Source organism: Kitasatospora sp. NPDC085879, from assembly GCF_040686255.1.
GTDB lineage: Bacteria > Actinomycetota > Actinomycetes > Streptomycetales > Streptomycetaceae > Kitasatospora.
Genome location: NZ_JBFBJZ010000010.1, coordinates 146917 through 173390 on the forward strand (window position 1 = coordinate 146917; position 26474 = coordinate 173390).

The 26474-nt window shown below is 73.0% G+C and carries 24 protein-coding genes; 6 read left to right on the top strand and 18 right to left on the bottom strand.

The annotated features are described in order from the left end of the window. Positions 1-19: 19 nt before the first annotated feature. From aroQ to AB0P35_RS10935, 5 genes are all read right to left on the bottom strand, one after another. A complete protein-coding gene (gene aroQ, locus AB0P35_RS10915; RefSeq protein WP_095871927.1) occupies positions 20-463 on the bottom strand; it encodes a type II 3-dehydroquinate dehydratase in 444 nt (147 codons plus the stop codon). Next, complete coding sequence (gene aroB / locus AB0P35_RS10920) at positions 460-1548, bottom strand: 3-dehydroquinate synthase (protein ID WP_095871928.1); 1089 nt, start codon at positions 1546-1548, stop codon at positions 460-462. The genes aroQ and aroB overlap by 4 nt, the downstream gene beginning before the upstream one ends. After that, on the bottom strand, positions 1545-2066 hold the full coding sequence (locus tag AB0P35_RS10925) for a shikimate kinase (protein WP_095871929.1): 522 nt from the start codon (positions 2064-2066) through the stop codon (positions 1545-1547). The genes aroB and AB0P35_RS10925 overlap by 4 nt, the downstream gene beginning before the upstream one ends. Next, positions 2063-3247: a chorismate synthase gene (gene aroC / locus AB0P35_RS10930; RefSeq protein ID WP_095871930.1), complete on the bottom strand. Its 1185-nt coding sequence runs from the start codon at positions 3245-3247 to the stop codon at positions 2063-2065. Before aroC ends, AB0P35_RS10925 begins: the two co-directional genes overlap by 4 nt. Before the next feature lie 207 nt (positions 3248-3454). After that, complete coding sequence (locus tag AB0P35_RS10935; RefSeq protein WP_095871931.1) at positions 3455-4285, bottom strand: shikimate dehydrogenase; 831 nt, start codon at positions 4283-4285, stop codon at positions 3455-3457. A 139-nt stretch (positions 4286-4424) separates the two neighbouring features. Here AB0P35_RS10935 and AB0P35_RS10940 point away from each other — a divergent pair, with 139 nt between their 5' ends. Then, entirely contained in the window at positions 4425-4817 is a 393-nt protein-coding gene (locus AB0P35_RS10940) for a peptidoglycan-binding domain-containing protein (RefSeq protein ID WP_095871932.1), read from the top strand. A 53-nt stretch (positions 4818-4870) separates the two neighbouring features. Here AB0P35_RS10940 and mltG (AB0P35_RS10945) read toward each other — a convergent pair whose 3' ends face one another. The 6 genes from mltG (AB0P35_RS10945) to AB0P35_RS10970 all read right to left on the bottom strand — a co-directional run bounded on the left by mltG (AB0P35_RS10945) (position 4871) and on the right by AB0P35_RS10970 (position 12269). After that, the gene (mltG, locus tag AB0P35_RS10945) at positions 4871-6802 is read right to left on the bottom strand and encodes an endolytic transglycosylase MltG (RefSeq protein WP_363509308.1); all 1932 of its coding nucleotides are present in this window, start codon (positions 6800-6802) and stop codon (positions 4871-4873) included. A gap of 104 nt (positions 6803-6906) precedes the next feature. Further along, entirely contained in the window at positions 6907-8100 is a 1194-nt protein-coding gene (gene mltG, locus AB0P35_RS10950) for an endolytic transglycosylase MltG (protein WP_363509311.1), read from the bottom strand. 118 nt (positions 8101-8218) lie between these two features. Beyond that, entirely contained in the window at positions 8219-8704 is a 486-nt protein-coding gene (ruvX, locus tag AB0P35_RS10955) for a Holliday junction resolvase RuvX (RefSeq protein WP_363509314.1), read from the bottom strand. After that, entirely contained in the window at positions 8704-11373 is a 2670-nt protein-coding gene (gene alaS / locus AB0P35_RS10960) for an alanine--tRNA ligase (protein ID WP_363509317.1), read from the bottom strand. The genes ruvX and alaS overlap by 1 nt, the downstream gene beginning before the upstream one ends. Further along, entirely contained in the window at positions 11360-11785 is a 426-nt protein-coding gene (locus AB0P35_RS10965; RefSeq protein WP_363509320.1) for a DUF6167 family protein, read from the bottom strand. The genes alaS and AB0P35_RS10965 overlap by 14 nt, the downstream gene beginning before the upstream one ends. Positions 11786-11789: 4 nt before the next feature. Continuing rightward, a complete protein-coding gene (locus AB0P35_RS10970) occupies positions 11790-12269 on the bottom strand; it encodes a DUF948 domain-containing protein (protein ID WP_363509323.1) in 480 nt (159 codons plus the stop codon). A 191-nt stretch (positions 12270-12460) separates the two neighbouring features. On the opposite strand from AB0P35_RS10970, the gene AB0P35_RS10975 reads away from it, so the two are divergent. Further along, positions 12461-14641, top strand: a complete 2181-nt coding sequence (locus AB0P35_RS10975) for a regulator (RefSeq protein ID WP_363509325.1) — start codon at positions 12461-12463, stop codon at positions 14639-14641. Between the two features lie 116 nt (positions 14642-14757). Here AB0P35_RS10975 and rpsD read toward each other — a convergent pair whose 3' ends face one another. Then, entirely contained in the window at positions 14758-15372 is a 615-nt protein-coding gene (gene rpsD / locus AB0P35_RS10980) for a 30S ribosomal protein S4 (protein WP_030268492.1), read from the bottom strand. A gap of 328 nt (positions 15373-15700) precedes the next feature. Beyond that, complete coding sequence (locus AB0P35_RS10985) at positions 15701-17050, bottom strand: replication-associated recombination protein A (RefSeq protein WP_363509329.1); 1350 nt, start codon at positions 17048-17050, stop codon at positions 15701-15703. Positions 17051-17152: 102 nt separating this feature from the next. Here AB0P35_RS10985 and AB0P35_RS10990 point away from each other — a divergent pair, with 102 nt between their 5' ends. Next, positions 17153-17653 carry a VOC family protein gene (locus AB0P35_RS10990; RefSeq protein ID WP_363509332.1) on the top strand — a complete coding sequence of 167 codons (501 nt, stop codon included), beginning with the start codon at positions 17153-17155 and terminating at the stop codon, positions 17651-17653. Between the two features lie 12 nt (positions 17654-17665). On the opposite strand, the gene ppk2 is transcribed toward AB0P35_RS10990, so the two are convergent. After that, positions 17666-18466, bottom strand: a complete 801-nt coding sequence (gene ppk2 / locus AB0P35_RS10995) for a polyphosphate kinase 2 (RefSeq protein ID WP_363509335.1) — start codon at positions 18464-18466, stop codon at positions 17666-17668. Positions 18467-18648: 182 nt separating this feature from the next. Between ppk2 and AB0P35_RS11000 the strand changes: the two genes are divergently transcribed. After that, positions 18649-19614, top strand: a complete 966-nt coding sequence (locus AB0P35_RS11000) for a LysR family transcriptional regulator (RefSeq protein WP_363509338.1) — start codon at positions 18649-18651, stop codon at positions 19612-19614. Here AB0P35_RS11000 and AB0P35_RS11005 read toward each other — a convergent pair. The 4 genes from AB0P35_RS11005 to AB0P35_RS11020 all read right to left on the bottom strand — a co-directional run bounded on the left by AB0P35_RS11005 (position 19587) and on the right by AB0P35_RS11020 (position 23938). After that, positions 19587-20090 carry an N-acetyltransferase gene (locus tag AB0P35_RS11005; RefSeq protein ID WP_095871944.1) on the bottom strand — a complete coding sequence of 168 codons (504 nt, stop codon included), beginning with the start codon at positions 20088-20090 and terminating at the stop codon, positions 19587-19589. The genes AB0P35_RS11000 and AB0P35_RS11005 overlap by 28 nt on opposite strands. 97 nt (positions 20091-20187) lie before the next feature. Further along, positions 20188-21960: an aspartate--tRNA ligase gene (aspS, locus tag AB0P35_RS11010; protein ID WP_095871945.1), complete on the bottom strand. Its 1773-nt coding sequence runs from the start codon at positions 21958-21960 to the stop codon at positions 20188-20190. Further along, complete coding sequence (gene hisS, locus AB0P35_RS11015; protein ID WP_363509342.1) at positions 21957-23219, bottom strand: histidine--tRNA ligase; 1263 nt, start codon at positions 23217-23219, stop codon at positions 21957-21959. Before hisS ends, aspS begins: the two co-directional genes overlap by 4 nt. 11 nt (positions 23220-23230) lie before the next feature. Beyond that, positions 23231-23938 (bottom strand): MBL fold metallo-hydrolase, encoded by a 708-nt coding sequence (locus AB0P35_RS11020; protein ID WP_095871947.1) that lies wholly within the window; start codon positions 23936-23938, stop codon positions 23231-23233. A gap of 227 nt (positions 23939-24165) precedes the next feature. Here AB0P35_RS11020 and AB0P35_RS11025 point away from each other — a divergent pair, with 227 nt between their 5' ends. Both AB0P35_RS11025 and AB0P35_RS11030 read left to right on the top strand, forming a co-directional pair. Further along, a complete protein-coding gene (locus tag AB0P35_RS11025; protein ID WP_095871948.1) occupies positions 24166-24954 on the top strand; it encodes a peptidylprolyl isomerase in 789 nt (262 codons plus the stop codon). 253 nt (positions 24955-25207) lie between these two features. Further along, positions 25208-26437 carry a DUF349 domain-containing protein gene (locus AB0P35_RS11030; RefSeq protein ID WP_095871949.1) on the top strand — a complete coding sequence of 410 codons (1230 nt, stop codon included), beginning with the start codon at positions 25208-25210 and terminating at the stop codon, positions 26435-26437. Positions 26438-26474: the final 37 nt, after the last annotated feature.

Here is a 26474-nt window from a genome sequence, read left to right on the forward strand (position 1 = left end):
CGGGCCGAGTGATCGCACGTCAGCGGGTGGTGAGCTGCTCCGCGAGGGCCCGCAGCGCGAGCTCGTACGAGCCGAGGCCGAAGCCGGCGATGGTGCCGGAGGCGATCGAGGCGATCACCGAGTTGTGCCGGAAGGTCTCCCGGGCGTACGGGTTGGAGATGTGCACCTCGATCAGCGGTGCGGTCCGCTGGGCGGCGGCGTCGCGCATCGCGTACGAGTAGTGCGTGAAGGCGCCCGGGTTGATGACGACCGGGGTCTTCGCGTCGGCGGCCTGGTGCAGCCACTCGACCATCTGCAGCTCGGAGTTGGTCTCCCGGACCTCGACGTCGAGGCCGAGTTCGGCGCCGAGTGCGGTGCAGCGGTCGACCAGCCCGGTGTAGGAGGTCGCGCCGTACACGTCGGGCTCGCGGCTGCCGAGCCGGCCGAGGTTGGGGCCGTTGAGGACGAGGATCTTCGTGGTCATCCGGACACCTCCGCGTAGGCGGCGACCAGCAGGGACGGGTCCGGGCCCTCCAGGATGGAGGTCTTGGCCAGGCCGTCCAGGACGACGAAACGCAGCAGGTCGCCGCGGGACTTCTTGTCGATCTTCATGGCGTCGAGCAGTCGGGGCCAGGCGTCCGCCCGGTACGTGAGCGGCAGGCCGACCGAGCCGAGCACCCGGCGGTGCCGGTCGGCGGTCTCGTCGTCCAGCCGGCCGGCGAGGCGGCCGAGTTCGGCGGCGAAGACCATGCCGATGGAGATCGCCGCACCGTGCCGCCACTTGTAGCGCTCGTTGCGCTCGATGGCGTGGCCGAGGGTGTGACCGTAGTTGAGGATCTCCCGGCGGCCGGCCTCCTTGAGGTCGCCGGAGACCACGTCGGCCTTGACCTGGATGGCCCGCCGGATCAGCTCCAGGGTGTGCGGGCCGGCCGGGCTGGTGGCGGCCTCCGGGTCGGCCTCGACCAGGTCGAGGATGACCGGGTCGGCGATGAAGCCGGCCTTGATCACCTCGGCGAGGCCGGAGACGTAGTCGTGCTTGGAGAGCGTCTCCAGGGTCGCCAGGTCGGCGAGCACGCCGGCCGGCGGGTGGAAGGCGCCGACCATGTTCTTGCCCTCGGCGATGTTGATGCCGGTCTTGCCGCCGACGGCTGCGTCGACCATGCCGAGCAGGGTGGTCGGCATGGAGATCCAGCGCACGCCGCGCAGCCAGGTCGCGGCGACGAAGCCGGCCAGGTCGGTGGTGGCGCCGCCGCCGAGGCCGACGATCACGTCGCTGCGGGTGAAGCCGGTCTGGCCGAGCACCGACCAGCAGTACGCGGCGACCTCCGCGCTCTTGGCGTCCTCCGCGTTCGGCACCTGCAGGGCGATCGCCTCGTAGCCCTCGGCGGCGAGGTCCTCGCGGATCGCCTCGCCGGTGGCGGCGAGCGCCTCCGGGTGGATGACCGCGACCCGCTTGGCCCTGCCGCCGATCAGCGGGGCGAGCTCGCCGAGCAGCTGGTGGCCGACCAGCACGTCGTACGGGTCGTGGCCGGCGCTGCCGCCGACGTGGATGGTGACGGTGTCGGTCATGCCTGCTTCAGCTCCAGTGCTTCCATTACGGCGTCCGCGACCTGCTCGGGGGTGAGCCCCTCGGTGTCGACGACGGCCTTCGCCACCTCCAGGTAGAGGGGGCGGCGGGCCTCCATCAGCTCGCGCCAGCGGGCCCGCGGGTTGACCGCGAGCAGCGGGCGCGGCGCGTCCAGGCCGACCCGCTTGACCGCGTCGCCGAGTGCGACCTCCAAGTACACCACCGGCAGGCCCGCCAGCAGGGCGCGGGTGGCGTCGGCCATCACCGCGCCGCCGCCGAGCGCGAGCACCCCGGGGTACGCCTCGGCGGCCGTGCGGACGGCCCGCACCTCCAGCTCGCGGAAGTGCGGCTCGCCCTCGTCGATGAAGATCTCGGGGATCGGCTTGCCCGCCAGCTCCTCGATGTCGGCGTCGGTGTCCCGGAAGCCGACCCCGAGGCGCTCGGCGAGCAGCCGGCCGACCGTGGACTTGCCGGCCCCGGGCGGGCCGACCAGCACGACGACCGGTGCGCCCTCGCTCATCGGACGATCAGGTGGTCGAGGTAGGACTGCACGTTGCGGCGGGTCTCGGTGACGTTGTCGCCGCCGAACTTCTCGGCCACCGCGTCGGCCAGCACCAGGGCGACCATCGCCTCGGCGACGATGCCGGCGGCCGGCACCGCGCAGACGTCCGAGCGCTGGTGGTGGGCCTTGGCGACCTCGCCGGTGCGCACGTCCAGGGTCTGCAGGGCGCGCGGCACGGTGGCGATCGGCTTCATCGCGGCGCGCACCCGCAGCAGCTCGCCGGTGGACAGGCCGCCCTCGGTGCCGCCGGAGCGGCCGGAGGTGCGCTTCACACCGTCCGCGGTCGGGACGATCTCGTCGTGCGCCTTGGAGCCGGGCACCCGGGCCAGCTCGAAGCCGTCGCCGACCTCGACGCCCTTGATCGCCTGAATGCCCATCAGGGCGGCGGCGAGCCGCGCGTCCAGACGGCGGTCCCAGTGCACGTGCGAGCCGAGGCCGACCGGCACGCCGTAGGCGAGCACCTCGACGACGCCGCCGAGGGTGTCGCCGTCCTTGTGGGCCTGGTCGATCTCGGCGACCATCCGCTTCGAGGCGTCGGCGTCCAGGCAGCGCACCGGGTCCTCGTCCAGGCGGGCCTCGTCGGCGGGCAGCGGGTAGACGCCCAGCGGCGCCTTGGCCCCGCCCAGCTCGATCACGTGCGAGACCAGCTCGATGCCGCAGGTCTCCTTGAGGTACGAGCGGGCCACGGTGCCGATCGCTACCCGGGCCGCGGTCTCGCGGGCGGAGGCGCGCTCCAGGATCGGGCGGGCCTCGTCGATCGAGTACTTCTGCATGCCGGCGAGGTCGGCGTGGCCGGGGCGCGGGCGGGTCAGCGGCTCGTTGCGGGCGAGGCCGCCGAGCACCTCGGGGTCGACCGGGTCGGCCGACATGACCTGCTCCCACTTCGGCCACTCGGTGTTGCCCACCATGACGGCGACCGGGCTGCCCATGGTGAGGCCGTGCCGGACACCGCCGAGGAAGGTCACCTCGTCCTGCTCGAACTTCATCCGGGCCCCGCGGCCGTAGCCGAGCCGGCGGCGGGCCAGGGCGTCGGCCACCATCGCGGTGGTGACCGGCACACCGGCCGGCAGGCCCTCCAGCGTCGCGACCAGTGCGGGGCCGTGCGACTCCCCCGCCGTCAGCCAGCGCAACGTACCCAACGGAGCTCCTTCGTCAGCGGCCCGGCCCGCGCGACACGGACCGACCGGGGCGTTCGTCCGGCGGACCCGTTCTCGGACAGGAGGCCACCGGGCCCGCGCTCTGCCCCGATCCTTTCATGCCGCGGGGCGGGACCGGCGCGTGGTCCGCGTGGCGGACACCTGCATGGACACTCACAGGTTTACCTCGCCGGCCCCCGGGTAGCCTCCTCAGCTCGCCGCGAGCGCCTGCTCGCCGGCCGCGCGCATCGCCGCGAGCGGGCCCGGCTTCACCCCGGTGAACGCCTCGAACTGCAGCACCGCCTGGTGCACCAGCAGGTCCAGCCCGCCGAGCACCACTCCGCCGCGCTCGGCGCAGGCCGCCGCCAGCCGGGTCGGCCAGGGGTGGTACAGCACGTCGAAGAGCACCCCGGGCGCGGCCGGCAGCGCCTCGGCGAAGACGTCGGTGGCGCCGGCCGGCGTGGTCGAGATGGTCAGCGGGTGGGCCAGCGCCCCGGCACCGTCCTCCCAGGCGGCGGCGCGGACGCGCAGGCCGAGGCGGTCGCCGAGCTCCCGCATCTGTGCCGCCCGCTCGGCGCTGCGGACGTGGACGGTCACCTCGCCGGTGCAGACCTCGGCCAGCGCGGCCAGCGCCGACGAGGCCGTCGCCCCGGCGCCGAGGACGGCGGCCGACTCGACCCGCTCGACGCCCCGCTCGCGCAGCGCGTTGACCAGGCCGGGCACATCGGTGTTGTCCCCGCTGCGCCGGCCGTCCGGACCGAACACCACCGTGTTGACGGCGTCGACGGCCAGCGCCGCGCCGCTCACCTCGTCCAGCAGCGGGATGACGGCCCGCTTCAGCGGCATGGTGAGCGACAGGCCGGCCCACTCGGCGGGATCGATCCTTTCGATGAACTCCGGCAGCGCCGCCTCGTCCACCTCGAACCGGTCGTACCGGCGCTCCGTCATCCCGAGCGCCGCGTACCCGGCGCGGTGCAGTACCGGCGACAGCGAATGGGCGATCGGCGAGCCGAGTACGGCGGCCCGCAGCTGAGTCGTCACGTCAGTCCCCTCGGGGGCGGTGGATCAGGACAGGATCACCCGCGGTTTCGGCCACGTCCGCGGGAACGGCGGCCGAGCGGCGGATCGCAGACGCACCATGCGGTTGCACACCTGTTCGAGCAACCCATTGGAGCACCGGATGTCCCGCATCGTACGCACCGCCGCCGCCACCGCGCTGACCCTGTCCGGCCTGTGGCTGGGCGCCGCCCCGGCCGGCGCCGCCTCACTGCCGACCTGCACCCGGGCGCAGCCGGACATGGGCGTGGTCGTCCCCGGCACCTCGGGCGGCTCGGTGGACTGCGTGCTCGGCACCGGCAACCAGAGCGAAGCGGTCGACGTCCTGCAGACCGCCATGGTGCTCTGCTACGGCGAGAACATCGCGAGCGACGGGGTCTTCGGACCGGCCACCAAGGCGGCCCTGCGGCGCGTGCAGGCCCGCGAGGGCGTCTTCGCGGACGGCGTCTACGGCCCGCAGACGCGCGGCGCGATGCTCTTCATCCGCTTCTCCGGCACGGGCTGCGCTCGGTACTGAGCGCGCACCGGGAACGGCCGCGGCCGGCCCCGGGAGCCTGCCGCGGCCACGCCTCACTTGCAGGTGACCGTCGCCTTGTCGAACTTCATGTTCCGCGAGATGCACCAGGCCTCGGTGTTCTTCGCGTGCTCCTCGCCGGTGGCGGCGAACTTGGTCTCGCTGGCGGAGATCGCCAGCCAGAAGACCCAGTCTCCCGGGGTCGGATTGAGCACCGCCTGGATGGCGTCCAGGCCGGGGTTGGAGATCGGCGTGGGCGGCAGGCCGGCGTTCACGTAGGTGTTGTACTTCAGCGAGCCGTCGTGGATCTCCTTGCTGGTCAGCTCCTTGCGGCCCAGCTGGTACTGGAGCGTGGTGTCCAGGCCGAGCTTGTGCTGGGTGACGTTGGTGGTCAGGCGGTTGCTGATCGCCCGCGCCATCTTGCCGAAGTCCTCGGGCTTGTTGCCCTCGGCCTGCAGGATGCTCGCCTCGATGAGCACCTCGTAGCCGCTCTTGAGGCCGATCTTCTTCGCGGCGTTCTCGAGGTCGAGGTCGGCGTACTGCTGGTTGGCGTTGGCCACCATCTGCTTGAGCAGGTCTGCGGGCTTCATGCCCTCGGCGATCGAGTACCGCGTCGGGAAGAGGAAGCCCTCGATGTTGCCCTGCGCGTAGGCGGGCAGGCCGAGGTTCTTGACCTCGTCCTGCGCGATCTTGGCGGTGCTGCCCTTCGGGAGCTTCAGCTTGGTGTCGATCATCGTGTAGACGTCGACGGACTTCATGCCCTGCGGGAGGTCGAGGACGTTGCCGCCCGCCGACTCCACCATGTACTTCACGGCCTCGGCGCCCGACATCTGGCGGTGCATGGTGTAGAAGCCCGGCTGGATGGTGCCGCACTTGGGGTTCTTCTGGCAGGCCGCGACGAAGGCGTCCGCGCTCTTCACGACGTCCGCCTTGAAGAGCGACGCGCCGATGACCGAACCGCCGGCACCCGGCTTGACCTCGACGTTCACCGATCCGGTGCCCGCACCCGTGTAGTCCGGCGGCGGGCCGAAGTGGTCCTGGTAGAAGCCGTAGCCCCACCAGCCGGCGCCGGCCATGCCGCCGAGCAGCACCAGGGCGACCACCAGGCAGGCACCGCGGTTGCGGCGGCCCGCCTTCTTGCCCTTCTCCTTGCGCTTGCGCTCGGCCTCGCGGGAGGTGTCCTCCTCCGCGCCGAAGAAGGAGCCCTCGTCGTCGGCGTCCTCCTCGGCGGCGAACTCGTCGAGGTCCTCCTCCCACTCCTCGACGTCCGCCTCGGCGGGGTTGTCGAGAGCGGCCGCCTCGGCCTCCCAGTCGATGCCGTCCGGGCCGGGGCCGGAGGGGCGCGGCCCGCCCCCGCGCGGCGGCGGCACCGGCGCACCCGGCTGCGGCGGCCGGCCGGACTGCGGCCCGAACTGCTGCTGCCCCATCGGCCGGCGGTCCATCGGCTGCTGGCCGGCCTGCTGCGGGAAGCCCTGCTGCGCCCGCGCCTGCGGCGGCAGCTGTCCCGGCACCTGGCCCTGCGGCATCTGCCCCTGCGGCATCTGGCCGCGCACCTGCTGCTGCGGGTAGCCCTGCTGTACGGGGGCCTGCTGCTGGAGGTTCTGCTGCTGGAGGTTCGGCGGGATCTGCCAGGAGCCGGTCTGCTGGCCGGCCTGCTGCTGGTACTGCTGCTGGCCGTAGCCGCCCTGCTGCTGCGGGGCCTGCTGCCGCCAGCCCTGCTGCTGGGGCATCTGGGCCGGCGGCATCTGCGTCTGCTGCACCTGCTGCGGGTAACCCTGCTGCCCGTACGAGGGCTGCTGGGGGTAGCCCTGTTGCTGCTGCGGGTAGCCCTGCTGGCCGTACTGCTGCTGTCCGAACGCGTCGGGATGCAGCTGCCACGAGCCGGTCTGGTCGGCGGACTGCGGCTGCTGCGAGGTGCCGTACCCGGGGTCGCCCGGGTGCCACGGCTGTTCTCCCTGGGGGCGGTAGCCCCCGCCCTGGTCAGTCATCGAACCCCTTATGCGTACCGCCAAGTCGAACCGGCGTGCTACGGCACCATCCGGAGGGAGACGTTACCGTACCGCAGCATTGCCGATTCGACGCACGCACACTGTCAGTGACCGTCCTCCGGGGGCGGGGAACTCTGCTGTGCCTGATAGGCGTTGAATTCCGCGACGTTCTTCTGCTGCTGTTCGAAACTGTCGGTGAACCTGGTGTCCCCGGGACGCACGGTGACGAAGTACAGCCAGTCACCCTCGGCGGGGTCGGCGGCGGCCCGCAGGGCCTCCCGGCCCGGATTGGCGATGGGGGTCGGCGGCAGGCCGGTGTGCAGGTAGGTGTTGAAGGGAGAGTCGAGCTTGGTGTCGGTCTCGGTGGTGGTCAGCGTGGAGCGGCCCAGTGCGTAGTTGATCGAGGAGTCGAGCTGCAGCGGCATGTTCTTGGCCAGCCGGTTGTAGATCACCCTGGCGACCTTGGCCATGTCCTCCGCGTTGTCCGCCTCGCCCTCGACCAGGCTGGCCACGGTGAGAACCCCGTAGGGACTCTGTGCGAATGCGGTGGCGGCAGCGTCCACACCTCCGGACTCCAGCACCTTGCCGCCCTCGGCGACCATCTGCTGCAACAGCCCGAGCGGGGTGGTCTCGCCGGTCACCGGGTAGGTCGACGGGAAGAGATAGCCCTCCGGGTTGTCCTTCGCGGCCTCCGGCAGGCCGAGTTCGCCGGCGCGCTGCCGGGCGATGCCCTTGGTCGTGCCGGGCGACAGGTGCAGCCGCTCGTCGATCGCGGTGTACACCTGCTCGGCGCGGCGCCCCTCGGGGATGGTCAGCGCGTTGGCGTTGGCCGGGTCGAGCAGCACCCCGAGCGCCGAGGCCACCGACATCTTCAGCTTCAGGGTGTACGTGCCGGGCTGGATGGTGTTGCCGGCCGGGTGCTGCGCGGCCGCATCGGTGAACGCCTTGGTGCTCGCCACCACACCGCTACTCACCAGTGCCCGGCCGATCGTGGTGAGGCTGGCGCCCTGCGGCACCGAGACCTCGACCGTGCCGGTGCCGCCGCCCGCGTAGTCCGGCGCCGGCGGCTCGGGTTCGGGCCACACCAGGTAGGCCGCCAGCGCGAGGACGCACGCCACCCCGAACAGCGCCAGCACGCTCAGGCAGCAGGCCGCTCCCGAGCGCACCTTCTGCGGGTCCGGCGGCTCCACCGCGTACGGCTCGCCGGGCGGGCGTCCGTCGGGCTCCTCGGCGGGGGCGCCCAGGTGTCCGGGGGTGACGCCCGGTCCCATGCCGGGTGCGGTGTACGGGTCGGTCACGGCGGCCCTTCCGTCGGCAGCCGGCGGTGCCGGGCTGATCCGTCAACGGCGTCAACGTCGAAGGGGCCCGTGCGGACACCTCCGCACGGACCCCTTGTGGGACGTTAGTACGAACTGCTCAGCCGACCGGCTCGACGCTCTCGCCCGGCGCCCGACCGCTCACCCGTTCGGCCTCCAGGGCCGCCTGGAGGATCACCACGGCCGCCGCCTGGTCGATGACCGAGCGGCCCTTCTTCGAGGACCGGCCGGAGGCCCGCAGGCCCTGGGCCGCGGTGACGGTGGTCATCCGCTCGTCCACCAGCCGGACGCCGACCGGCGCCAGCAGCGCCGCCAGCCGCCCGGCGTACGCCCGGACCTTGGCCGCGGCCGGGCCTTCCTTGCCGCTCAGCGAGCGGGGCAGGCCGACCACGACCTCGATCGCGTCGTACTCCGCGACGATCTCCTTGAGCCGCGCCTGGGAGCGACCCCCGGCGGGCACGGTCTCCACCGGCGTGGCGATCAGCCCGTCGGGGTCGCAGGACGCGACCCCGATCCGGGCGTCACCCACGTCGACGGCGATCCGGCGGCCCCGCCGGAAGACCTTCTCGGGCTGCTCCTCGGTCATCAGGAGGCGCGCTCCGCGACCAGGGCGCGGACGGCGGCGATCGCCTCGTCCACGGCGGCCGGGTTGGAGCCGCCGCCCTGCGCGACGTCGTCCTTGCCGCCACCGCCGCCGCCGAGCGTCTTGGCCGCGGTGCGGACCAGCTCGCCGGCCTTCACGCCGCGGGCCCGGGCGTCCTCGTTGGTGGCGATCACCGTCAGCGGGCGGTCGTTGGCCACGGTGAAGGCCGCGACCACGGCCGGGCGCGAGCCCAGGCGGCCGCGGATGTCCAGGACCAGCTTGCGCAGCTCGTCCGCGCCCACGCCGTCGGCGACCCGGGCGGCGACCAGGGCGACACCCCGGACGTCCTCGGCCGCGTCGACCAGACCGGCGGCCGCCGCGAGGACCTTCTCCGCGCGGAAGCGCTCGATCTCCTTCTCGGCGTCCTTCAGCTTGGCGAGCATGCCGGAGATCTTCTCCGGGAGCTCCTCCGGACGGCCCTTGACCAGCTCGGTGAGCTGCGAGACCACGGTGTGCTCACGCGCCAGGAACTTGTACGCGTCGACTCCGACCAGCGCCTCCACCCGGCGCACGCCGGAGCCGATCGAGGACTCGCCGAGCAGCTTCACCAGGCCCAGCTGGGCGGTGTTGCCGACGTGCGTGCCACCGCACAGCTCCTTGGAGAAGTCGCCGATGGTGACGACGCGCACCGAGTCGCCGTACTTCTCGCCGAACATCGCGATGGCGCCGGCCTTGCGGGCCTGGTCCATCGTCATGACCTCGGCGGTGACGTCGAGTTCGCGGACCAGCACCTCGTTGATCTTCTGCTCGACGTCGGTCAGCACCGAGCCGGGAACGGCGGCCGGCGAGCCGAAGTCGAAGCGGAAGCGGCCCGGCGCGTTCTCGGAGCCGGCCTGGGCGGCCGTCGGTCCGAGCGCGTCGCGCAGCGCCTGGTGGGTGAGGTGGGTGGCCGAGTGGGCACGGGAGACCGCGCGGCGGCGGTCCACGTCGATGCTGGCGTACGCGGAGGCACCGAGCACGACCTCGCCGAAGAGCACACCGCCGGAGTGCACCGTCACGCCGGGCACCGGCTGCTGCACGTCGCGGATCTCGACGACCGCGCCGGAGTCCAGGCGGATCCGGCCGTGGTCGGCGAGCTGACCGCCGCCCTCGGCGTAGAACGGGGTGCGGTCGAGGATGATCTCGACCTCGTCGCCCTCGGTCGCGGCGGGCGCCGGGGTGCCGTTGACCAGCAGGCCGACGACGGTGGCCTCGCCGTCGGTGGCGGTGTAGCCGGTGAAGACGCTCGCGCCCGCCTTGTCGGCGACCTCGCGGTAGGCGGCGACGTCGGCGTGGCCCATCTTCTTGGCCTTGGCGTCGGCCTTCGCGCGGTCCCGCTGCTCCTGCATCAGGCGGCGGAAGCCGGACTCGTCCACCTGGAGGCCCTGCTCCTCGGCCATCTCCAGGGTGAGGTCGATCGGGAAGCCGTAGGTGTCGTGCAGCTTGAACGCCTGGTCGCCGGAGAGCACCGCGCCGCCGGACTGCTTGGTCTCGGTGACGGCGGCGTCCAGCAGGCTGGTGCCGGCCTTCAGGGTCTGCAGGAAGGCGGTCTCCTCGGCAGTGACGACCGTCTCGATGCGCTTGCGGTCGCTCTCCAGCTCGGGGTACTGCGGGCCCATCGCCTTGATGGTGACGTCCGTGAGCTCCTTGGCCACCGGCTCGGTGGCGCCCAGCAGGCGCATGTTGCGGATCGCGCGGCGCAGGATGCGGCGCAGCACGTAGCCGCGGCCCTCGTTGCCGGGGGTGACGCCGTCGCCGATCAGCATGATGGCGGTGCGGAAGTGGTCGGTGACCACGCGCAGCGAGACGTCCGACTTGTGGTCGCGGCCGTAGGAGTGGCCGGTGAGCTCGGCGGCGCGGTCGAGGATCATCCGGCTGGTGTCGATCTCGAAGAGGTTGTCGACGTCCTGCAGGATGGCGGCGAGGCGCTCCAGGCCGAGGCCGGTGTCGATGTTCTTGCTCGGCAGGTCGCCGAGGATCTCGAAGCCGTCCTTGCCGTCGCCGTGGCCGCGCTCGTACTGCATGAAGACCAGGTTCCAGATCTCCAGGTAGCGCTCACCGTTGACGGCCGGGCCGCCCTCCTCGCCGTAGGCGGGGCCGCGGTCGTAGTTGATCTCCGAGCACGGGCCGCACGGGCCGGGGACGCCCATCGACCAGAAGTTGTCCTTCATGCCGAGGCGCTGGATGCGCTCGGACGGGACGCCGATGACGTCGCGCCAGATCTGCTCGGCCTCGTCGTCGTCCTTGTAGACGGTGATCCAGAGCTTCTCCTTCTCCAGGCCGTAGCCGCCGTCCGCGACGGGAGTGGTGAGCAGCTCCCACGCGAACTTGATGGCCCCTTCCTTGAAGTAGTCGCCGAAGGAGAAGTTGCCGCACATCTGGAAGAACGAGCCGTGCCGGGTGGTCTTGCCGACCTCCTCGATGTCCAGCGTGCGCACGCACTTCTGGACGGAGGTGGCGCGGGAGTACTGCGGCTTGACCTCGCCGAGGAAGTACGGCTTGAAGGGCACCATGCCGGCGTTGACCAGCAGCAGGGTGGGGTCGTCGGCGACGAGCGACGCCGACGGTACGACGGTGTGGCCGCGCTCCTCGAAGAAGCGCAGCCAGCGGCGGCGGATCTCAGCCGACTCCATCAGTGGTCCTTCCGGTTGGGTTGCTGCCCGGCAGCGCTCGGCGCTGGCGGGGCTCGGCAATGCTGCGGGGGGTGGTGCTGCGCTCGGGGGGAAGGGCGGCCGCCGGGGAGCCCGGGGCCGCCGAGATAGCTCGGTGGCCGGGCTCGGGGCGCAGGGCGCGGCGGCGCGGCGGCTCGACCACGGCGGTGCCGTCGAGGCCGAGGTCGGCGCGGAGCTCCTGCTCGCGCTCGGCCATGCCGGACTGGACGTCCTGGGCGAAGCGCCTGGCGGCGTCGCCGAGTCGCAGGGCGCCGCGGGCGGCGGTGCCGGAGATGCTGTCCGGGGTGAGCCGGTGCACGGCCTCGTTGGCCTTGCCCATGGCCCAGACGGCGGCGCCGGCGCCGACCGCCATCCAGAAGATGCGTCGAACCACCGTGTCAGCCCCTCACCGCTCGCCGGACCCGGGCGATCAGCCCGCTGCTGCGCGGCACGGTCGCCGCGCGCACCTCGGCCCGGACCAGCCGGGCCAGCGCGTCGCGGTCGGCGGCCTGCTCGGGGAGGGGCGCCGAGCCCTGCTGGCGGGCGACGGCCTTGCGGACGCCGTAGCTGAACGCGGCGACCTTGACCAGCGGGCCGCCGAGGGTGGCGGCGACGGTGGATGAGAGCGCATTGGCGTTGGCGGCGGCGTCCTGCACGTTGGCGGTGATCTCGTCGACCCGCTCCAGCTGCTCGTTGGCGCTGCGGACGGCGGTGCCGGCGTCGACCAGCAGCGGCACGGCCTGCTCGGTGACGGCGGAGACCAGCACCGTGGCCTCCTTGAGCACCTTGGAGAGCCGGACGAGCACCACGGCGAGCAGCGTGACCAGGACCGCCCAGAACACGGCCACCAGCAGACCGGCCAGTTCTCCCACGGACACCTTGTGCGCTCCCTCGCCTTGCAGCTTCCTCCGGAGGGAACCCTATCGTGACCACGGGTGGTTTCCCGACCGGATAAGGGCGGCGCCGCGCGGGGCGGGCGTGACCCGCCGGGCGGTCGTCTCGTTGATCGGAACGGGCGGCCGGATGGCCGACCCGCCACATCCATCCCACCGACGACATGGGGGCATCGGTGTCGAGCGAACCCGCGGCGGACGGGCGGCGCCGGCCGGCGCGCGGGCGGCTGCCCGCCGATCTCACCGGCTTCGTCGGCCGCCGTTCCGAACTCGCCTCACTGGCACGGCTGCTGGACACCGCGCGGCTGGTCACGGTGACCGGCCCGGGCGGGGTCGGCAAGACCCGGCTGGCGCTGCGGGCGGCGGCCGCGGCCGGCCGGGACCTGCGGGACGGCGTCCTGATCGCCGAGGTGGGCCCGGTGCAGGACGCGCTGCTGCTCGGCCACGCGGTGATGGAGGCGCTGGAGCTCACCGACTCCACCGCGCGCCCGCCGCTCGACGTGCTGGTGGAACAGCTCGCCGACCGGCGGATGCTGCTGGTGCTGGACGGCTGCGAGCACCTGGTGGACGCCTGCGCCGAGCTGGCCGACGTGCTGCTGCGCGGCGCGCCGGGGCTGCGGGTGCTGGCGACCAGCCGGCAGTCGCTGCGGGTGGACGGCGAGCACCTGCTGCCGCTGGCGCCGCTGCCGGTGGAGGCCCGGGACGGCCGGCGGCCGGACGCGGTGCGGCTGTTCGCCGACCGGGCGGCGGCGGTGGTGCCCGGGTTCGCGGTGACCGCGGAGAACGCCGAGGACGTCGCGCTGCTCTGCCGCCGGCTGGACGGCATCCCGCTGGCCGTGGAGCTGGCCGCGGGCCGGCTGCGTTCGCTCTCCGTGGAGCAGATCGCGATCCGGCTGGACGACCGGTTCCGGCTGCTCACCGGCGGCGCCCGCACGGCCCCGCCGCGGCACCAGACGCTGCGCACCACGATCGGCTGGAGCCACGAACTGTGCAGTTCGCAGGAACGTTTGCTCTGGGCCCGCCTGTCGGTGTTCGCGGGCGGCTTCGACCTGGAGGCGGCCGAGTACGTCTGCGCGGGCGAGGGCATCGACCCGGACGCCATGCCGGAGCTGCTCGGCGACCTGGTGGACAAGTCCGTCCTGATCCGGCTGGACGGCGGCGACGCGGTGCGCTTCCGGATGCTCGACACGCTGCGCGAGTACGGCGCCTACTGGCTGACGGCGGCCGGCGAGGAGCAGCGGCTGCTGCGCCGGCACCGGGACTGGTACCTGGGGGTGGCGACCTGGGGCGAGGTGGAGTGGTTCGGGCCGCGGCAGGCCGAGACGGCCGAGCGCACCCGGCTGGCGCACCCGAATCTGCGGGCGGCACTGGAGTTCTGCCTGGCGGAGCCGGGCGAGGAGCAGCAGGCGCTGGTGCTGGCCGCGACGCTCTGGTTCTACTGGGTCGGCTCGGGCCACCTGGGCGAGGGCCGGCACTGGCTGGACCGGGCGCTGGCGCTGGCGCCGGAGCCGACCGGGGCGCGGGCGAAGGCGCTCTGGGTGACCGGCTACATGGCGACCCTGCAGGGCGATCTGATCCGGGCCGCGCCGGCGCTGGAGGAGTGCCGGCGGCAGGCGCTGGAGACCGGGGACGACCGGGCGCTGGCGTACGCGGTGCACCGGCAGGGCTGCGCGGCGCTGATCGCGGACGACCCGGTGCGGGCGGCGGAGCTGTTCGAGGAGGCGCTCTGGCACTACAACGCGCTGGGCGAGCTGAACAGCAACGTGCTGATGGCCATGTTCGAGCTGGGGCTCGCGCGACTGTTCCAGGGCGACGCGGAGTCGGGCAAGGAGTGGATCGACCGGGTCCGGGAGATCTGCGAGGAGCACGGCGAGAAGTGGGCGTACGCCTACGGGCTGTACGCGTACGCGCATGCCCACTGGACGACGGGCGAGCTGCGGCAGGCCCGGGCGTGCGCGCGCGAGTGCGTGCGGCTCAACCACCGCTTCCGGGACCTGCTGGGCATCGTGCTGGGGGTGGAGCTGCTGGCGGTGCTGGAGACCGAGGGGCCGGAGGCGGACCTGGTGGAGGCGCGGGTGCTGCAGGGGGCGGCGCACCGGATGTGGCAGGGGGTGGGCACGCCGTTCTTCGGTTCGCGGAGCTTCAACGGGCCGCACCGGGAGGGCGAGGAGCGGGCCAGGTCGGGGCTGACCGAGGAGGAGTTCGACGCGGCGTTCGCGCGGGGTGCGGCGCTGGACCTGGACGCGGCGGTGCGCCGGGCGCTGGGCGGCGGCGGGCTGCCGGAGCCGCCGTTCGACGCGGACGGGCGGCCGCCCGGTCCGTGCCCGGCCAGGCCGTCGCCGGTGTCGGCGGGCTGAGCGGCCGGGCCCGAGCCGCGGGCGGGTTCGCGGGCCGGACTGGGGCGGGACAGGGGTGAGCCCCCGCAGCCGGTGCGGCTGCGGGGGCTCGGTGCTGCAGGGGTACCGCTCGCGGGTCAGCGCGAGTAGTACTCGACGACCAGCTGCTCGTCGCAGACGACCGGGACCTCGCGGCGCTGCGGCGCGCGGTCCAGGCGGAAGGCCAGGGCCTTCAGGTTGACCTCGAGGTACTTCGGGGTCTGGCCCTCGCCGGCGTTGCCGCCCTCACGAGCCACCTGGAAGGGGACCTTCTCCTTCGACTTCTCCTTGACCGTGACGACGTAGCCCGGCTTCATCTGGAACGACGGCTTGTTGACCTTGCTGCCGTTGACCTCGATGTGGCCGTGCACGACCATCTGACGGGCCTGGTAGATGGTGCGGGCGATGCCCGAACGCATGACCAGGGCGTCGAGACGGACCTCCAGCAGGGCGACGAGCGCCTCACCGGTCTTGCCCTCGACCTTCTTGGCGGACTCGAAGGCGCGAGCCATCTGCTTCTCGCTCAGGTCGTACTGCGCGCGCAGACGCTGCTTCTCGGTCAGACGGACCTTGTAGTCAGAGTTCTGCTTGCGGCCACGGCCGTGCTGGCCGGGCGGGTAGGGGCGGGCCTCGAAGTACTTGACGGACTTCGGGGTCAGCGGGACGCCCAGGGCACGAGCGATCTTGACCTTGGGGCGCTTCTGGTTCGCCATGGAACCAATACCTCTTTCGGTGTGCGAATACGGCTTCACCAGGTGTTGACGGAGGCCGCTTCTCGCGACCCGGAGAAAAACCACCGGGGTGGTCAGCCGCTCTCCGAGCCGGGCACATCTGTGCTTGCACACGAGTGGCCCACCGACCACGGGGGTGGTGGGCTGCCCGCGACACCGGAACCGGTGCGCGACGCTCCTGGAGGCCCTCTCCGGGGAGGGGCCTCGTGGCCGGTGCCCCGCTGGTGCGGACGGTCGGCGGGCTCTCACCCGCCGCCGTGCCCGGGACATGGCACTCCGCCCGAGTATACCGCCCGGCCGGGGGCGCGGATCACTCCCCCTTGAGCCGGGCCCGGGTCCACTCCACGGTGTCCGCGTAGCGGGCCTCGCCGCCGCGCCGGGTGGGGCGGTAGTACTCCCGGCCGTGCACCGCGTCCGGCGCGTACTGCTGGGCGGCGATGCCCTCGGGCAGGTCGTGCGGGTACTGGTAGCCCTTGCCGTGGCCGAGCTTGCCGGCGCCGCCGTAGTGGGCGTCCCGCAGGTGCGCCGGGACGGGGCCGGCCAGGCCCTGCCGGACGTCCGCGAGGGCGGCGTCGATCGCCAGGTAGGCGGCGTTGGACTTGGGCGCGAGGGCCAGGGCGATGGCCGCCTCCGCGAGGATGATCCGGGCCTCCGGGAAGCCGATCATGGCCACCGCCTGGGCCGCGGCGACGGCGACGGCGAGCGCGGCGGGGTCGGCCAGGCCGACGTCCTCGCTGGCGGAGATCATCAGCCGCCGGGCGATGAACCGCGGGTCCTCCCCCGCCTCGATCATCCGGGCCAAGTAGTGCAGGGTGGCGTCCACGTCGCTGCCGCGGATCGACTTGATGAGGGCGCTGGCCACGTCGTAGTGCTGGTCGCCGTCCTTGTCGTAGCGGACGGCGGCCTGGTCGACGGCGGTCTCGGTGGCGGCCAGGGTGATCTCCGCCGCGCCCTGCTCCAGGGCCGCGCCGGCCGCGGCCTCCAGCGTGGTCAGGGCCCGCCGGGCGTCGCCGCCGGCGAGCCGCACGAGGTGGTCCTCGGCCTCCGGGGTGAGCGCGACCGCGCTCTCCAGGCCGCGCTCGTCGGCGACCGCGCGGCGCAGCAGGGTGCGCACGTCCTCGTCGGTGAGCGACTCCAGGGTGAGCAGCAGCGAGCGGGAGAGCAAAGGGGAGATCACCGAGAAGTACGGGTTCTCGGTGGTGGCGGCGATCAGGGTGACCCAGCGGTTCTCGACGGCGGGCAGCAGGGAGTCCTGCTGCGCCTTGGAGAAGCGGTGGATCTCGTCGAGGAAGAGGACGGTCTCGCGGCCGGTCATGCCGACGGCGCGGCGGGCGCCGTCGATCACCGCCCGGACCTCCTTGACGCCGGCGGTGATGGCGGAGAGCTCGACGAAGCGGCCCTCGACGGCCTGACTGATGACGTGGGCGAGGGTGGTCTTGCCGGTGCCGGGCGGGCCCCAGAGGATCACCGAGCTGGTGGCGGCGGGGCCCTTGGCACCGGCGACCAGGCGGCGCAGCGGGGAGCCGTCCTTGAGCAGGCGGCGCTGGCCGGCGACCTCGTCCAGGGTGCGCGGGCGCATCCGCACGGCGAGCGGGGCCCGGCCGGGCTCCTTGGCCAGGCGTTCCTCGGCGGCTGCGGTGAAGAGGTCCGGTTCGTCCACGGGCGCAAGGGTATGCGAGCGGACCGACGGGCCGGCCGGGTAGTTCGAATTTGAACCTGAGGGCGTAGGCTGGGGACTCCCCCGTCGCCGAAGGAGCGCGCCATGCCCGTCCGCCGTCTGAACCACGCCGTGCTGTGGGTCCGCGAGGTCGACCGTGCGGTCGCCTTCTACACCGGGGTCTTCGGCTTCTCCGTCGACCACCTGATCCCCGGGCGGGCGGCGTTCCTGTCCGCGCCGGGCACCCTGAACGACCACGACCTCGGGCTGTTCGCGATCGGCGCGGACGCGCCGGGGCCGGAGCAGGGCCGGGTCGGCCTCTACCACCTGGCCTGGGAGGTGGGCACGCTCGGCGAGCTGGCGGAGATCGGGGCCGCGCTGACGGACCTGCGGGCGCTGGTCGGCTCGACCGACCACGTGGTCTCCAAGTCCTTCTACGCGAAGGACCCGGACGGCAACGAGTTCGAGGTCATGTGGCGCGTCCCGCGCGAGGACTGGCCGGCCGCGGACTCCGGCGCCCGGCCGGGCCCGCTGGACCTGCAGGCCGCGCTGGACCGCTGGGGCCCCGACCTGGCCACCGGCGCCGCGGCCGGCTCGGCGACCTGAGCACGGCCGAGCTCAGTCGAGCTTCGCCGCGTGGTCCGCGACGAAGGTCTGCAGGTCCCGCGGCGGCCGTCGGTAGCCGGTGGCGGCGGGGCGCGGCGGCAGGACGACCTCCGGCGGCTCGACCGCCTTGTAGGGGACGCCGGCCAGCAGGTGGGCGATCATGTTGATCCTGGCCCGCCGCTTGTCGTCGCTCTCCACCACGTACCAGGGCGACTCGGGGACGTCGGTGTGGGCGAACATGACGTCCTTGGCGCGGGAGTACTCCTCCCAGCGGGTGATGGACTCGATGTCCATCGGGGAGAGCTTCCAGCGGCGCATCGGGTCCGCGAGCCGGTCGCGGAAGCGCTTCTCCTGCTCGGTGTCGCTCACCGAGAACCAGTACTTGCGCAGCAGGATGCCGGCCTCGATCAGCATCTGCTCGAAGATCGGCGCCTGGTGCAGGAAGAGCCGGTACTCCTCATCGCTGCAGAAGCCCATCACGTGCTCGACGCCGGCCCGGTTGTACCAACTGCGGTCGAACAGGACGATCTCGCCGGCGGCGGGCAGCTGCTCGGCGTAGCGCTGGAAGTACCACTGGCCGCGCTGGCGCTCGGTCGGGGCGGGCAGGGCGGCGATCCGGGCGATGCGCGGGTTGAGGTACTCGGTGACCCGCTTGATGGCGCCGCCCTTGCCGGCGGCGTCCCGGCCCTCGAAGACCACGACCAGCCGGACGCCCTCGCTGCGCACCCATTCCTGAAGGCGGACCAACTCGTGCTGGAGCCGCAGCAGCTCGCGCTCGTACGGCTTCTTCGCGAGCCGCTCGGTCTTCGCCACAGGTGTGCCCTCCGTTCGCCAGTGGGCACCTACGCTACGGCCGATTCCGGTCCGGTGCGCGGATCGGCACGGCGGACGGCACCGGCAGCCCCCTGCACTGCCGGTACCCGCCCCCCGTGAGCGGCCGACTCTTCCGCAGCCCCGGCCTCCCGGTCCAATTCCGTGATCCATACCCTGTGGGCATGGACATCGACACCCGACTGCTGCGGGCGTTCGCGGCGGTGGTCGACGAGGGGCAGCTGACCGCCGCGGCGTCCCGGCTCGGCGTCGCCCAGCCGACGCTGACCAAGCGGATCCGGCTGCTGGAGGAGCAGCTGGAGGTGCGGCTGTTCGAGCGGTCCCGGACGGGGATGGCGCCGACCGCCGCCGCGCGCGAGCTGGCGGCGCGGGTGCCGGCCCTGCTGTCCGGCTGGGCGGCGGCGCTGGAGGCGACCCGTGCGGCGGCCGGGCGGGCGGCCGTGCTCCACGTGGGCTTCGAGAGCGGCACGATCCACCTGGTCGGGCTGGCGACGGTGGAGGCCTTCACCCGGCGGATGCCCGGCTGGCAGGTGCGGCTGCGGCAGTTCAACGGCTTCGACTCCGGGGCGGCGCTGGACGCCGGCGAGATCGACCTGGCGCTGTGGCACGCCCCGCCGGAGGAGGGCGGGACGACCCCGGACGGCCGGTACGGCTGTGCCCCGCTCGGCCTGGACGAGCGCTGGGCCGTGCTGCCCACCGGGCACCCGCTGGCCGGCCGGGCCGAGCTGGAGATGGCGGAGCTGCTGGACGAGGCCGTGGTGGCACTGCCGGCCGCGGCCGGCCTCCGGCAGGACCACTGGGTGGGCGCGGACGCGCGCGGCGGGCGGCCGGTGCGGATCGGCGCGGTGGTGCACAGCCCGGACGAGTGGCTCGCGGCGGTGGCCTGCGGGCAGGGCATCGGCTTCGCGCCGGCCTCGGTCGGCGCGCTCGCGGGGCGACCGGACGTGGTGTTCCGCCCGGTACGGGGGCTCGGGCCGAGCCGGGCGGGCCTGCACTGGCGGGCCGACCGGCCGCCGGCGCCGGCCGCGGAGGCCTTCGTGCTCAGCTGCCGGGAGACGGTGGCGGTGGGCGGCCGGATGCGACCGCCCACGGGCGCGGTGGCTCAGACGGCGTCGAACGGCGCGGGGTAGCGGCACACGCCGCGCGGCGAGCCGTCGTACCCGGCCAGCGGCAGGACGAGGAAGCAGTCGTCCTGCACGTCGTAGGGGCCGGTGACCTCGTGGTGGGAGGCCGGGGTGAAGCCGAAGCGGGAGTAGTAGCCGGGGTCGCCGAGGACGACGACCAGGCGTTCGCCGGCCTGCTCGGCGGCGGCCAGGGCGGCGCGGACCACGGTGGCGCCGATGCCCTTGCGCTGCCACTCGGGTGCGACGGCGACCGGGGCGAGTGCGAGCGCCCAGCCGTCGCCGACCTGAAGGCGTGTCAGCAGGGCGTGGGCGAGGACGAGTTCGTCCTCGACGGCGACGACGGAGAAGTCGGGCAGCCAGGCCGGGTCGCGGCGCAGGGCGTCGACGAGGTCGGCCTCGTCCGGGCCGGGAAACGCCGCCATGTGCACCCGCCTGGTGGCCGGAGCATCCGACGGGAGTTCGACTCTGGTTCTGACGGCCATGGTGGGGACACCCCTCTGTCGTCGCACGCCGTTGTGGGACCGGCCCCGGACGGTGCGGGTGCACCGTCCGGGGCCGTGAAAGGTTAGCCGACCCGGGTCAGGCCTTGGGCTCGGTCTCCGACTTGGGCTTGGCGTCGACACCGGCCTCGCGGCGCTGGGCCGGGGTGATCGGGGTCGGGGCGCCCGTCAGAGGGTCGCCGCCGGTGGACGTCTTCGGGAAGGCGATGACGTCCCGGATGGTGTCGTACCCGCCGAGCAGGGTGACGATGCGGTCCAGGCCGAAGGCGACACCGCCGTGCGGCGGCGGGCCGTAGTTGAACGCGTCGAGCAGGAAGCCGAACTGCGAGGCCGCCTCCTCCTCCGACAGGCCGATCGCGTCGAAGGCGCGCTTCTGGACGTCCCGCTGGTGGATACGGATCGAACCGCCGCCCAGCTCGGACCCGTTGAGCACCAGGTCGTAGGCGTTGGACAGCGCGTTGCCCGGGTCGGTGTCGAAGGACGCCAGCGACTCGGCGGTCGGCGCGGTGAAGGGGTGGTGAACCGCGTGCCAGCCCTGGAACTCGCCCTTGTCGTCCTCGATGGGCTCGAACATCGGGAAGTCGACGACCCAGAGGAAGGCCCACTGCGACTCGTCGATCAGGTTGCAGCGGCGGCCGATCTCCAGGCGGGCGGCGCCGAGCAGCTCCTGCGAGGGGGCCTTCTTGCCGGCCGCGAAGAAGACCGCGTCGCCGGGCTTGGCACCCGCCGCGGCGGCGAGGCCGGCCAGGTGCTCCTCGGAGAGGTTCTTGGCGACCGGGCCGCGGAGCTCGCCGGTCTCGGCGTCGACGAGGACGTAGGCGAGGCCACGGGCGCCGCGGGCCTTGGCCCAGTCCTGCCAGGCGTCGAGCTGCTTGCGCGGCTGCGAGGCGCCGCCGGGCATGACGACCGCGCCGACGTACGGGGCCTGGAACACGCGGAACTCGGTGCCGGCGAAGTACGCGGTGAGGTCGGTGAGCTCCTGGCCGAAGCGGACGTCCGGCTTGTCGGAGCCGTAGCGGGCCATCGCGTCCGCGTAGGTCATCCGCGGCAGCGGGTTGGGGACCTCGTAGCCGTGCACCTCGCGCCAGATCGCACCGATGATCTTCTCGCCGAGGGCCAGGACGTCCTCCTGGTCGACGAAGGAGGCCTCGATGTCGAGCTGGGTGAACTCCGGCTGGCGGTCGGCGCGGAAGTCCTCGTCGCGGAAGCAGCGGGCGATCTGGTAGTAGCGCTCCATGCCGGCCACCATCAGCAGCTGCTTGAACAGCTGGGGCGACTGCGGCAGGGCGTACCAGTGGCCCGGCTGCAGGCGGACGGGGACGAGGAAGTCGCGGGCGCCCTCGGGGGTGGAGCGAGTGAGGTACGGCGTCTCGATGTCGAGGTAGTCGTTCTCCTCCATCACCCGGCGGATGATGTTGTTGACCTTGGAGCGCAGGCGCAGCGCGCGGGCCGGGCCCTCGCGGCGGAGGTCCAGGTAGCGGTAGCGCAGGCGCACCTCCTCGTTGACCGTGCCGGGCTCGTACTCGGCGACCGGGAACGGGACGGGGGCGGCCTCGGAGAGCACCTCGATCGCGCTGACGACGACCTCGACGGCGCCGGTGGCGATGTCGGGGTTCTCGTTGCCCTCGGGGCGCACGCGGACCTCGCCGACGACCTTGACGCAGTACTCGGCGCGCAGGCCGTGCACCGAGTCCAGGTCGCGGACGACGATCTGCACGGTGCCGGAGGCGTCGCGCAGGTCGATGAAGGCCACACCGCCGTGGTCGCGGCGGCGGGCGACCCAGCCGGCCAGGGTGACGGTCGTTCCGGCGTGCTCCGCGCGGAGCGTGCCCGCGTCGTGCGTGCGGATCACAGCTGCTTCTCCTTCAGGGTGGATACGAGTGCTTCAAGTTCGACGGGGACCTGCTCGCCGGTGGTCATGTCCTTGAGCTGGACGACCCCGGCGGCGAGATCTCGGTCCCCGGCGACCAGGGCGAAGCGGGCGCCGGAACGGTCGGCGGACTTCATGGCGTTCTTGATGCTCTTGACGCCGAAGGCGAGGTCGGTCGCCACCCCGGCGCGACGCAGCTCGATCACCTTGGTGAAGAGGACGTTCTTGGCCTCCTCGCCGAGCGCGACGGCGTAGACGGAGGTCGGCGACGGCAGGTCGAGGACGATGTTCTCGGCCTCCAGCGCGAGGTAGGTGCGGTCCACCCCGAGGGCCCAGCCGACGGAGGGCAGCGCGGGGCCGCCGATCATCTCGGACAGCCCGTCGTAACGGCCGCCGCCGCCGATCGCGGACTGCGCGCCGAGGCCGTTGTGCACGAACTCGAAGGTGGTGCGGGTGTAGTAGTCCAGGCCGCGGACGAGCTTGGGGTCGTCGGTGAAGGCCACGCCGTTGGCGGTGAGCAGCTCGCGGACCTTCTGGTCGTACGCCTTGCACTCCTCGCACAGGTAGTCGCGGAGCATGGGCGCGTCGCCGAGCTGGGCCTGCACCGACTCGCGCTTGTCGTCCAGGACGCGCAGCGGGTTGATCTCGGCGCGGCGGCGGGTGTCCTCGTCGAGGTCGAGGCCGGCCAGGAAGTCGATCAGGGCGGCGCGGTAGACCGGGCGGCACTGCTTGTCGCCGAGGCTGTTGAGCAGCAGGGTGTAGTCGCGCAGGCCGAGCGAGCGGAAGGCGTCGTCGGCGAGGAGGATCAGCTCGGTGTCGAGGGCCGGGTCCTCCGCGCCGATCGCCTCGGCACCGACCTGGGCGAACTGGCGGTAGCGGCCCTTCTGGGCGCGCTCGTAGCGGTAGTACGAGCCGGAGTACCAGAGCTTGACCGGCAGGTTGCCCTGCTTGTGCAGGTTCGCCTGGAGCGCGGCGCGCAGCACCGAGGCCGTGCCCTCGGGGCGCAGCGCGAGCTCGTCGCCGCCCTTGGTGGTGAGGCTGTACATCTCCTTGGTGACGATGTCGGTGGACTCGCCGACACCGCGGGAGAAGAGCTTCACGTCCTCGAAGACCGGCGTCTCGATGTAGCCGTAGCCGGCCAGGCGGGCGGGCGCGGAGAGGCGCTCGCGGATCGCCAGGAAGGTCGCGGAGCTCGGGGGCAGCAGGTCGTAGGTGCCCTTGGGGGCGGAGAAGGTGCTCAACGTCTCTTCCGTCACATTCCTCGTCGCGGGTGGGCCGGAGCGTCCAGCGCGCCGGCCGCCTGCAGGAGGTACGGGTTGGTCGCGCGCTCACGGCCGATGGTGGTCTGGGAGCCGTGGCCGGAGAGGACCACGGTGGCGTCGTCGAGGGGCAGGCAGACCCGGGCCAGCGATTCCATGATCGCCTTGCTGTCGCCGCCCGGGAGGTCCGTGCGCCCGATGGAGCCGGCGAACAGCAGGTCGCCCGAGAACAGCACCGGTGGGATGTCGTCGCTCGAGGGCGTCCGGAAGGTCACCGACCCCCCGGTATGGCCGGGCGCGTGGTCGACGGTGAGCTCCAGGCCGGCCAGCTCCAGCACGCTGCCGTCGGTGAGTTCGCGGACGTCGTCCGGCTCGCCGACGGTGATCGAGCCCATGAGCTGCTGCCCGAGCGACCGGCCCAGGCCGCGGCCCGGGTCCTTCATCATGTAGCGGTCCTCGGGGTGGATCCACGCCGGGATGCCGCGGGCGCCGCAGACCGGCATCACGGAGGCGATGTGGTCGATGTGGCCGTGGGTGAGCAGCACCGCGACCGGCTTGAGCCGGTGCTCGCGGATCAGGTCCTCGACGCCCTGCGCGGCCTCGTGGCCGGGGTCGACGATCACGCACTCCTCGCCGGCGGCCGGTGCGACCAGGTAGCAGTTGGTGCCCCAGGCTCCGGCGGGAAATCCGGCGACGAACACGTGAGTCCTTCGGTCGAGTCGGGCGGCAGGGGGCGGTCGTGTCACCGCCCGGTCACACCGCAGCCTACCGGCGGCACGGCACCGGGAGCGAACCAGATGGCGCAGTGGCGACACCGTTTGATCTCGTACTTACGCTCGGGGTCCTTACACTTGGCCGCCTGCGGATGCGATGATCCGCACCGGAACCCCCAATCCCCGCCTCAGCATTCATTCAGGAGACACGGCCGGTGGTCAGCAGCGAACAGCGGCGGCGGCAGCTCGCCCGCGAGAAGTACGAGCGCCAGATGCAGCGGCGCGCCGAGGCCCAGCAGCATGCGCGCAAGCGCAACGTGCTGGTCGGCGCCGCCGTGGCCGTCGCGGTGGTCGCGGCCGCCGGCACGGCCTGGGCGCTCAGCGGCTCGGACGGCGACAAGAAGGACGCGGCCGCCGCCCCGACGCCGACCGCGGCCGCGCCGGTCAAGGGCTGCACCACGCCGGCCCCGGGCTCGCCGAACGGCAAGCAGTTCAAGTCCGAGCCGGCCATGACGGTGGACACCAAGGCCGCCTACACGATGACGCTGGACACCAGCTGCGGCAAGATCACCATCGCGCTGGACGCCGCCAAGGCCCCGCACACGGTGAACTCCTTCGCGTTCCTGTCGAACGAGAAGTACTTCGACCACACGAAGTGCCACCGCCTCACCACCGAGGGCATCTACGTGCTGCAGTGCGGCGACCCGACCGGCACCGGTTCGGGCGGCCCGGGCTACCAGTTCGCGGACGAGAACCTGACCGGCGCGACGTACCCGGCCGGCACGGTGGCGATGGCCAACGCAGGCCCGGGCACCAACGGCAGCCAGTTCTTCCTGGTCTACAAGGACACCCAGCTCCCGCCGAGCTACACGCCGTTCGGCAAGGTGACGGGCGGCCTCGACGTCGTGCAGAACATCGCTTCGGGTGGTGTGCAGGGCGGCGGCGCCGACGGCGCGCCGGTGGCCGACATGGTGCTCAACTCGGTGACGACGGCCAAGGGTTGATCCGCGCGTGCGGCGGCCGGGCGGCCTTACGCCGCCGGGCCGCCGCGATCGCCCGGGAAATCACCCGGCGATGATGCGGACAGCACCGACGCTGGTCGCCTATGTTGCTGTTGTATAGGGTGCCCTGACCGTCGGCCGTGACCCTCGGCAGCACTCGGCGGCAGGACGGCGGACTCCATCGGTCCGCCGCACATTCAACTGTGGACGACGTCCCCCGCCGCTGCGGCGGGCGGGCGTCATTGGAGGAGGCGCTGTGAGCAGCGACCCGTGGGGCCGTGTCGACGAGCAGGGGACCGTGTACGTCAGGACGGCCGAGGGCGAACGCGTCGTCGGCTCCTGGCAGGCCGGCTCCCCGGAGGAGGCCCTCGCGTACTTCGAGCGCAAGTACCAGGGGCTGGAGGCCGAGATCGGCCTGCTGGAGCACCGCGTCCGCAAGACCGACCTGGCCGCCAAGGAGGCGCAGGTCGCCCTGGACCACCTCAAGGCGCAGGTGGCCGAGGCCCACGCGGTCGGCGACCTGGACGCGCTCGCCAAGCGCCTCGACACCCTGAGCGGCGAGATCGAGTCCCGCCAGGCCGAGCGGCGTCAGGCCCGCGCGAAGGCACAGGAGGAGGCGCGCGCGGCCAAGGAGGCGCTGGTCGTCGAGGCCGAGCAGCTCGCGGAGTCGACCCAGTGGCGGGAGGCCGGCGACCGGCTGCGCGCCCTGGTGGAGACCTGGAAGGGCCTGCCGCGGCTGGACCGCAAGAGCGACGACGAGCTGTGGCACCGCTTCTCGCACGCCCGCTCGGTGTTCTCCAAGCACCGCAAGTCGCACTTCGCGGCGCTGGACAACGAGCGCGAGCACGCCCGGGTGACCAAGGAGAAGCTGGTCGCCGAGGCCGAGGCGCTGTCCGACTCGACCGACTGGGGCGACACGGCCGCGCGCTACCGCGACCTGATGGCGCAGTGGAAGGCGGCCGGCCGGGCGCAGCGGGACGCCGAGGAGGAGCTGTGGGCGCGGTTCCGCGGCGCCCAGGACGTGTTCTTCCAGGCCCGGTCCTCCGCGTTCAGCGAGCGGGACGCCGAGCAGGGCGAGAACCAGAAGCTGAAGGAGGCGCTGCTGCTGGAGGCCGAGGCGATCCTGCCGATCACCGACCTCAAGGCGGCGAAGGCGGCGCTGCGCGACGTCAACGAGCGCTGGGAGGCGATCGGCCATGTGCCGCGTGCCGCCCGCGGCCAGCTGGACGGCCGGCTGAACACGGTCGAGCGGGCGGTCCGCGAGGCCGAGGAGGCCGAGTGGCAGCGCACCAACCCGGAGGCGAAGGCCCGCGCGGCCGGCATGACCGGCCTGCTGCAGCAGGCCGTGGACAGGCTGCAGGCCGACCTGGACAAGGCGCGCGCGGCCGGCAATGCGAGCCGGGCCGCCAAGATCGAGTCCGAGCTGGCGGGCCGTCAGGCCCTGCTGGACCAGGCCCAGAAGAGCCTGGAGGAGTTCGGCGGCTGACGCCGGCTCCCCCGTGCCCGACGGAAGGCCCCCGCCT

Coding starts and splice junctions, on each gene's coding strand:
- AB0P35_RS10990 (WP_363509332.1), top strand. CDS start 17,153: ATGCCCGTCCGCCGTCTGAACCACGCCGTGCTGTGGGTCCGCGAGGTC.
- alaS (WP_363509317.1), bottom strand. CDS start 11,373: ATGGAGTCGGCTGAGATCCGCCGCCGCTGGCTGCGCTTCTTCGAGGAG.
- AB0P35_RS11005 (WP_095871944.1), bottom strand. CDS start 20,090: ATGGCCGTCAGAACCAGAGTCGAACTCCCGTCGGATGCTCCGGCCACC.
- AB0P35_RS10925 (WP_095871929.1), bottom strand. CDS start 2,066: ATGAGCGAGGGCGCACCGGTCGTCGTGCTGGTCGGCCCGCCCGGGGCC.
- aroQ (WP_095871927.1), bottom strand. CDS start 463: ATGACCACGAAGATCCTCGTCCTCAACGGCCCCAACCTCGGCCGGCTC.
- rpsD (WP_030268492.1), bottom strand. CDS start 15,372: ATGGCGAACCAGAAGCGCCCCAAGGTCAAGATCGCTCGTGCCCTGGGC.
- mltG (WP_363509308.1), bottom strand. CDS start 6,802: ATGACTGACCAGGGCGGGGGCTACCGCCCCCAGGGAGAACAGCCGTGG.
- ruvX (WP_363509314.1), bottom strand. CDS start 8,704: ATGACCGAGGAGCAGCCCGAGAAGGTCTTCCGGCGGGGCCGCCGGATC.
- aroB (WP_095871928.1), bottom strand. CDS start 1,548: ATGACCGACACCGTCACCATCCACGTCGGCGGCAGCGCCGGCCACGAC.
- AB0P35_RS10940 (WP_095871932.1), top strand. CDS start 4,425: ATGTCCCGCATCGTACGCACCGCCGCCGCCACCGCGCTGACCCTGTCC.
- AB0P35_RS11000 (WP_363509338.1), top strand. CDS start 18,649: ATGGACATCGACACCCGACTGCTGCGGGCGTTCGCGGCGGTGGTCGAC.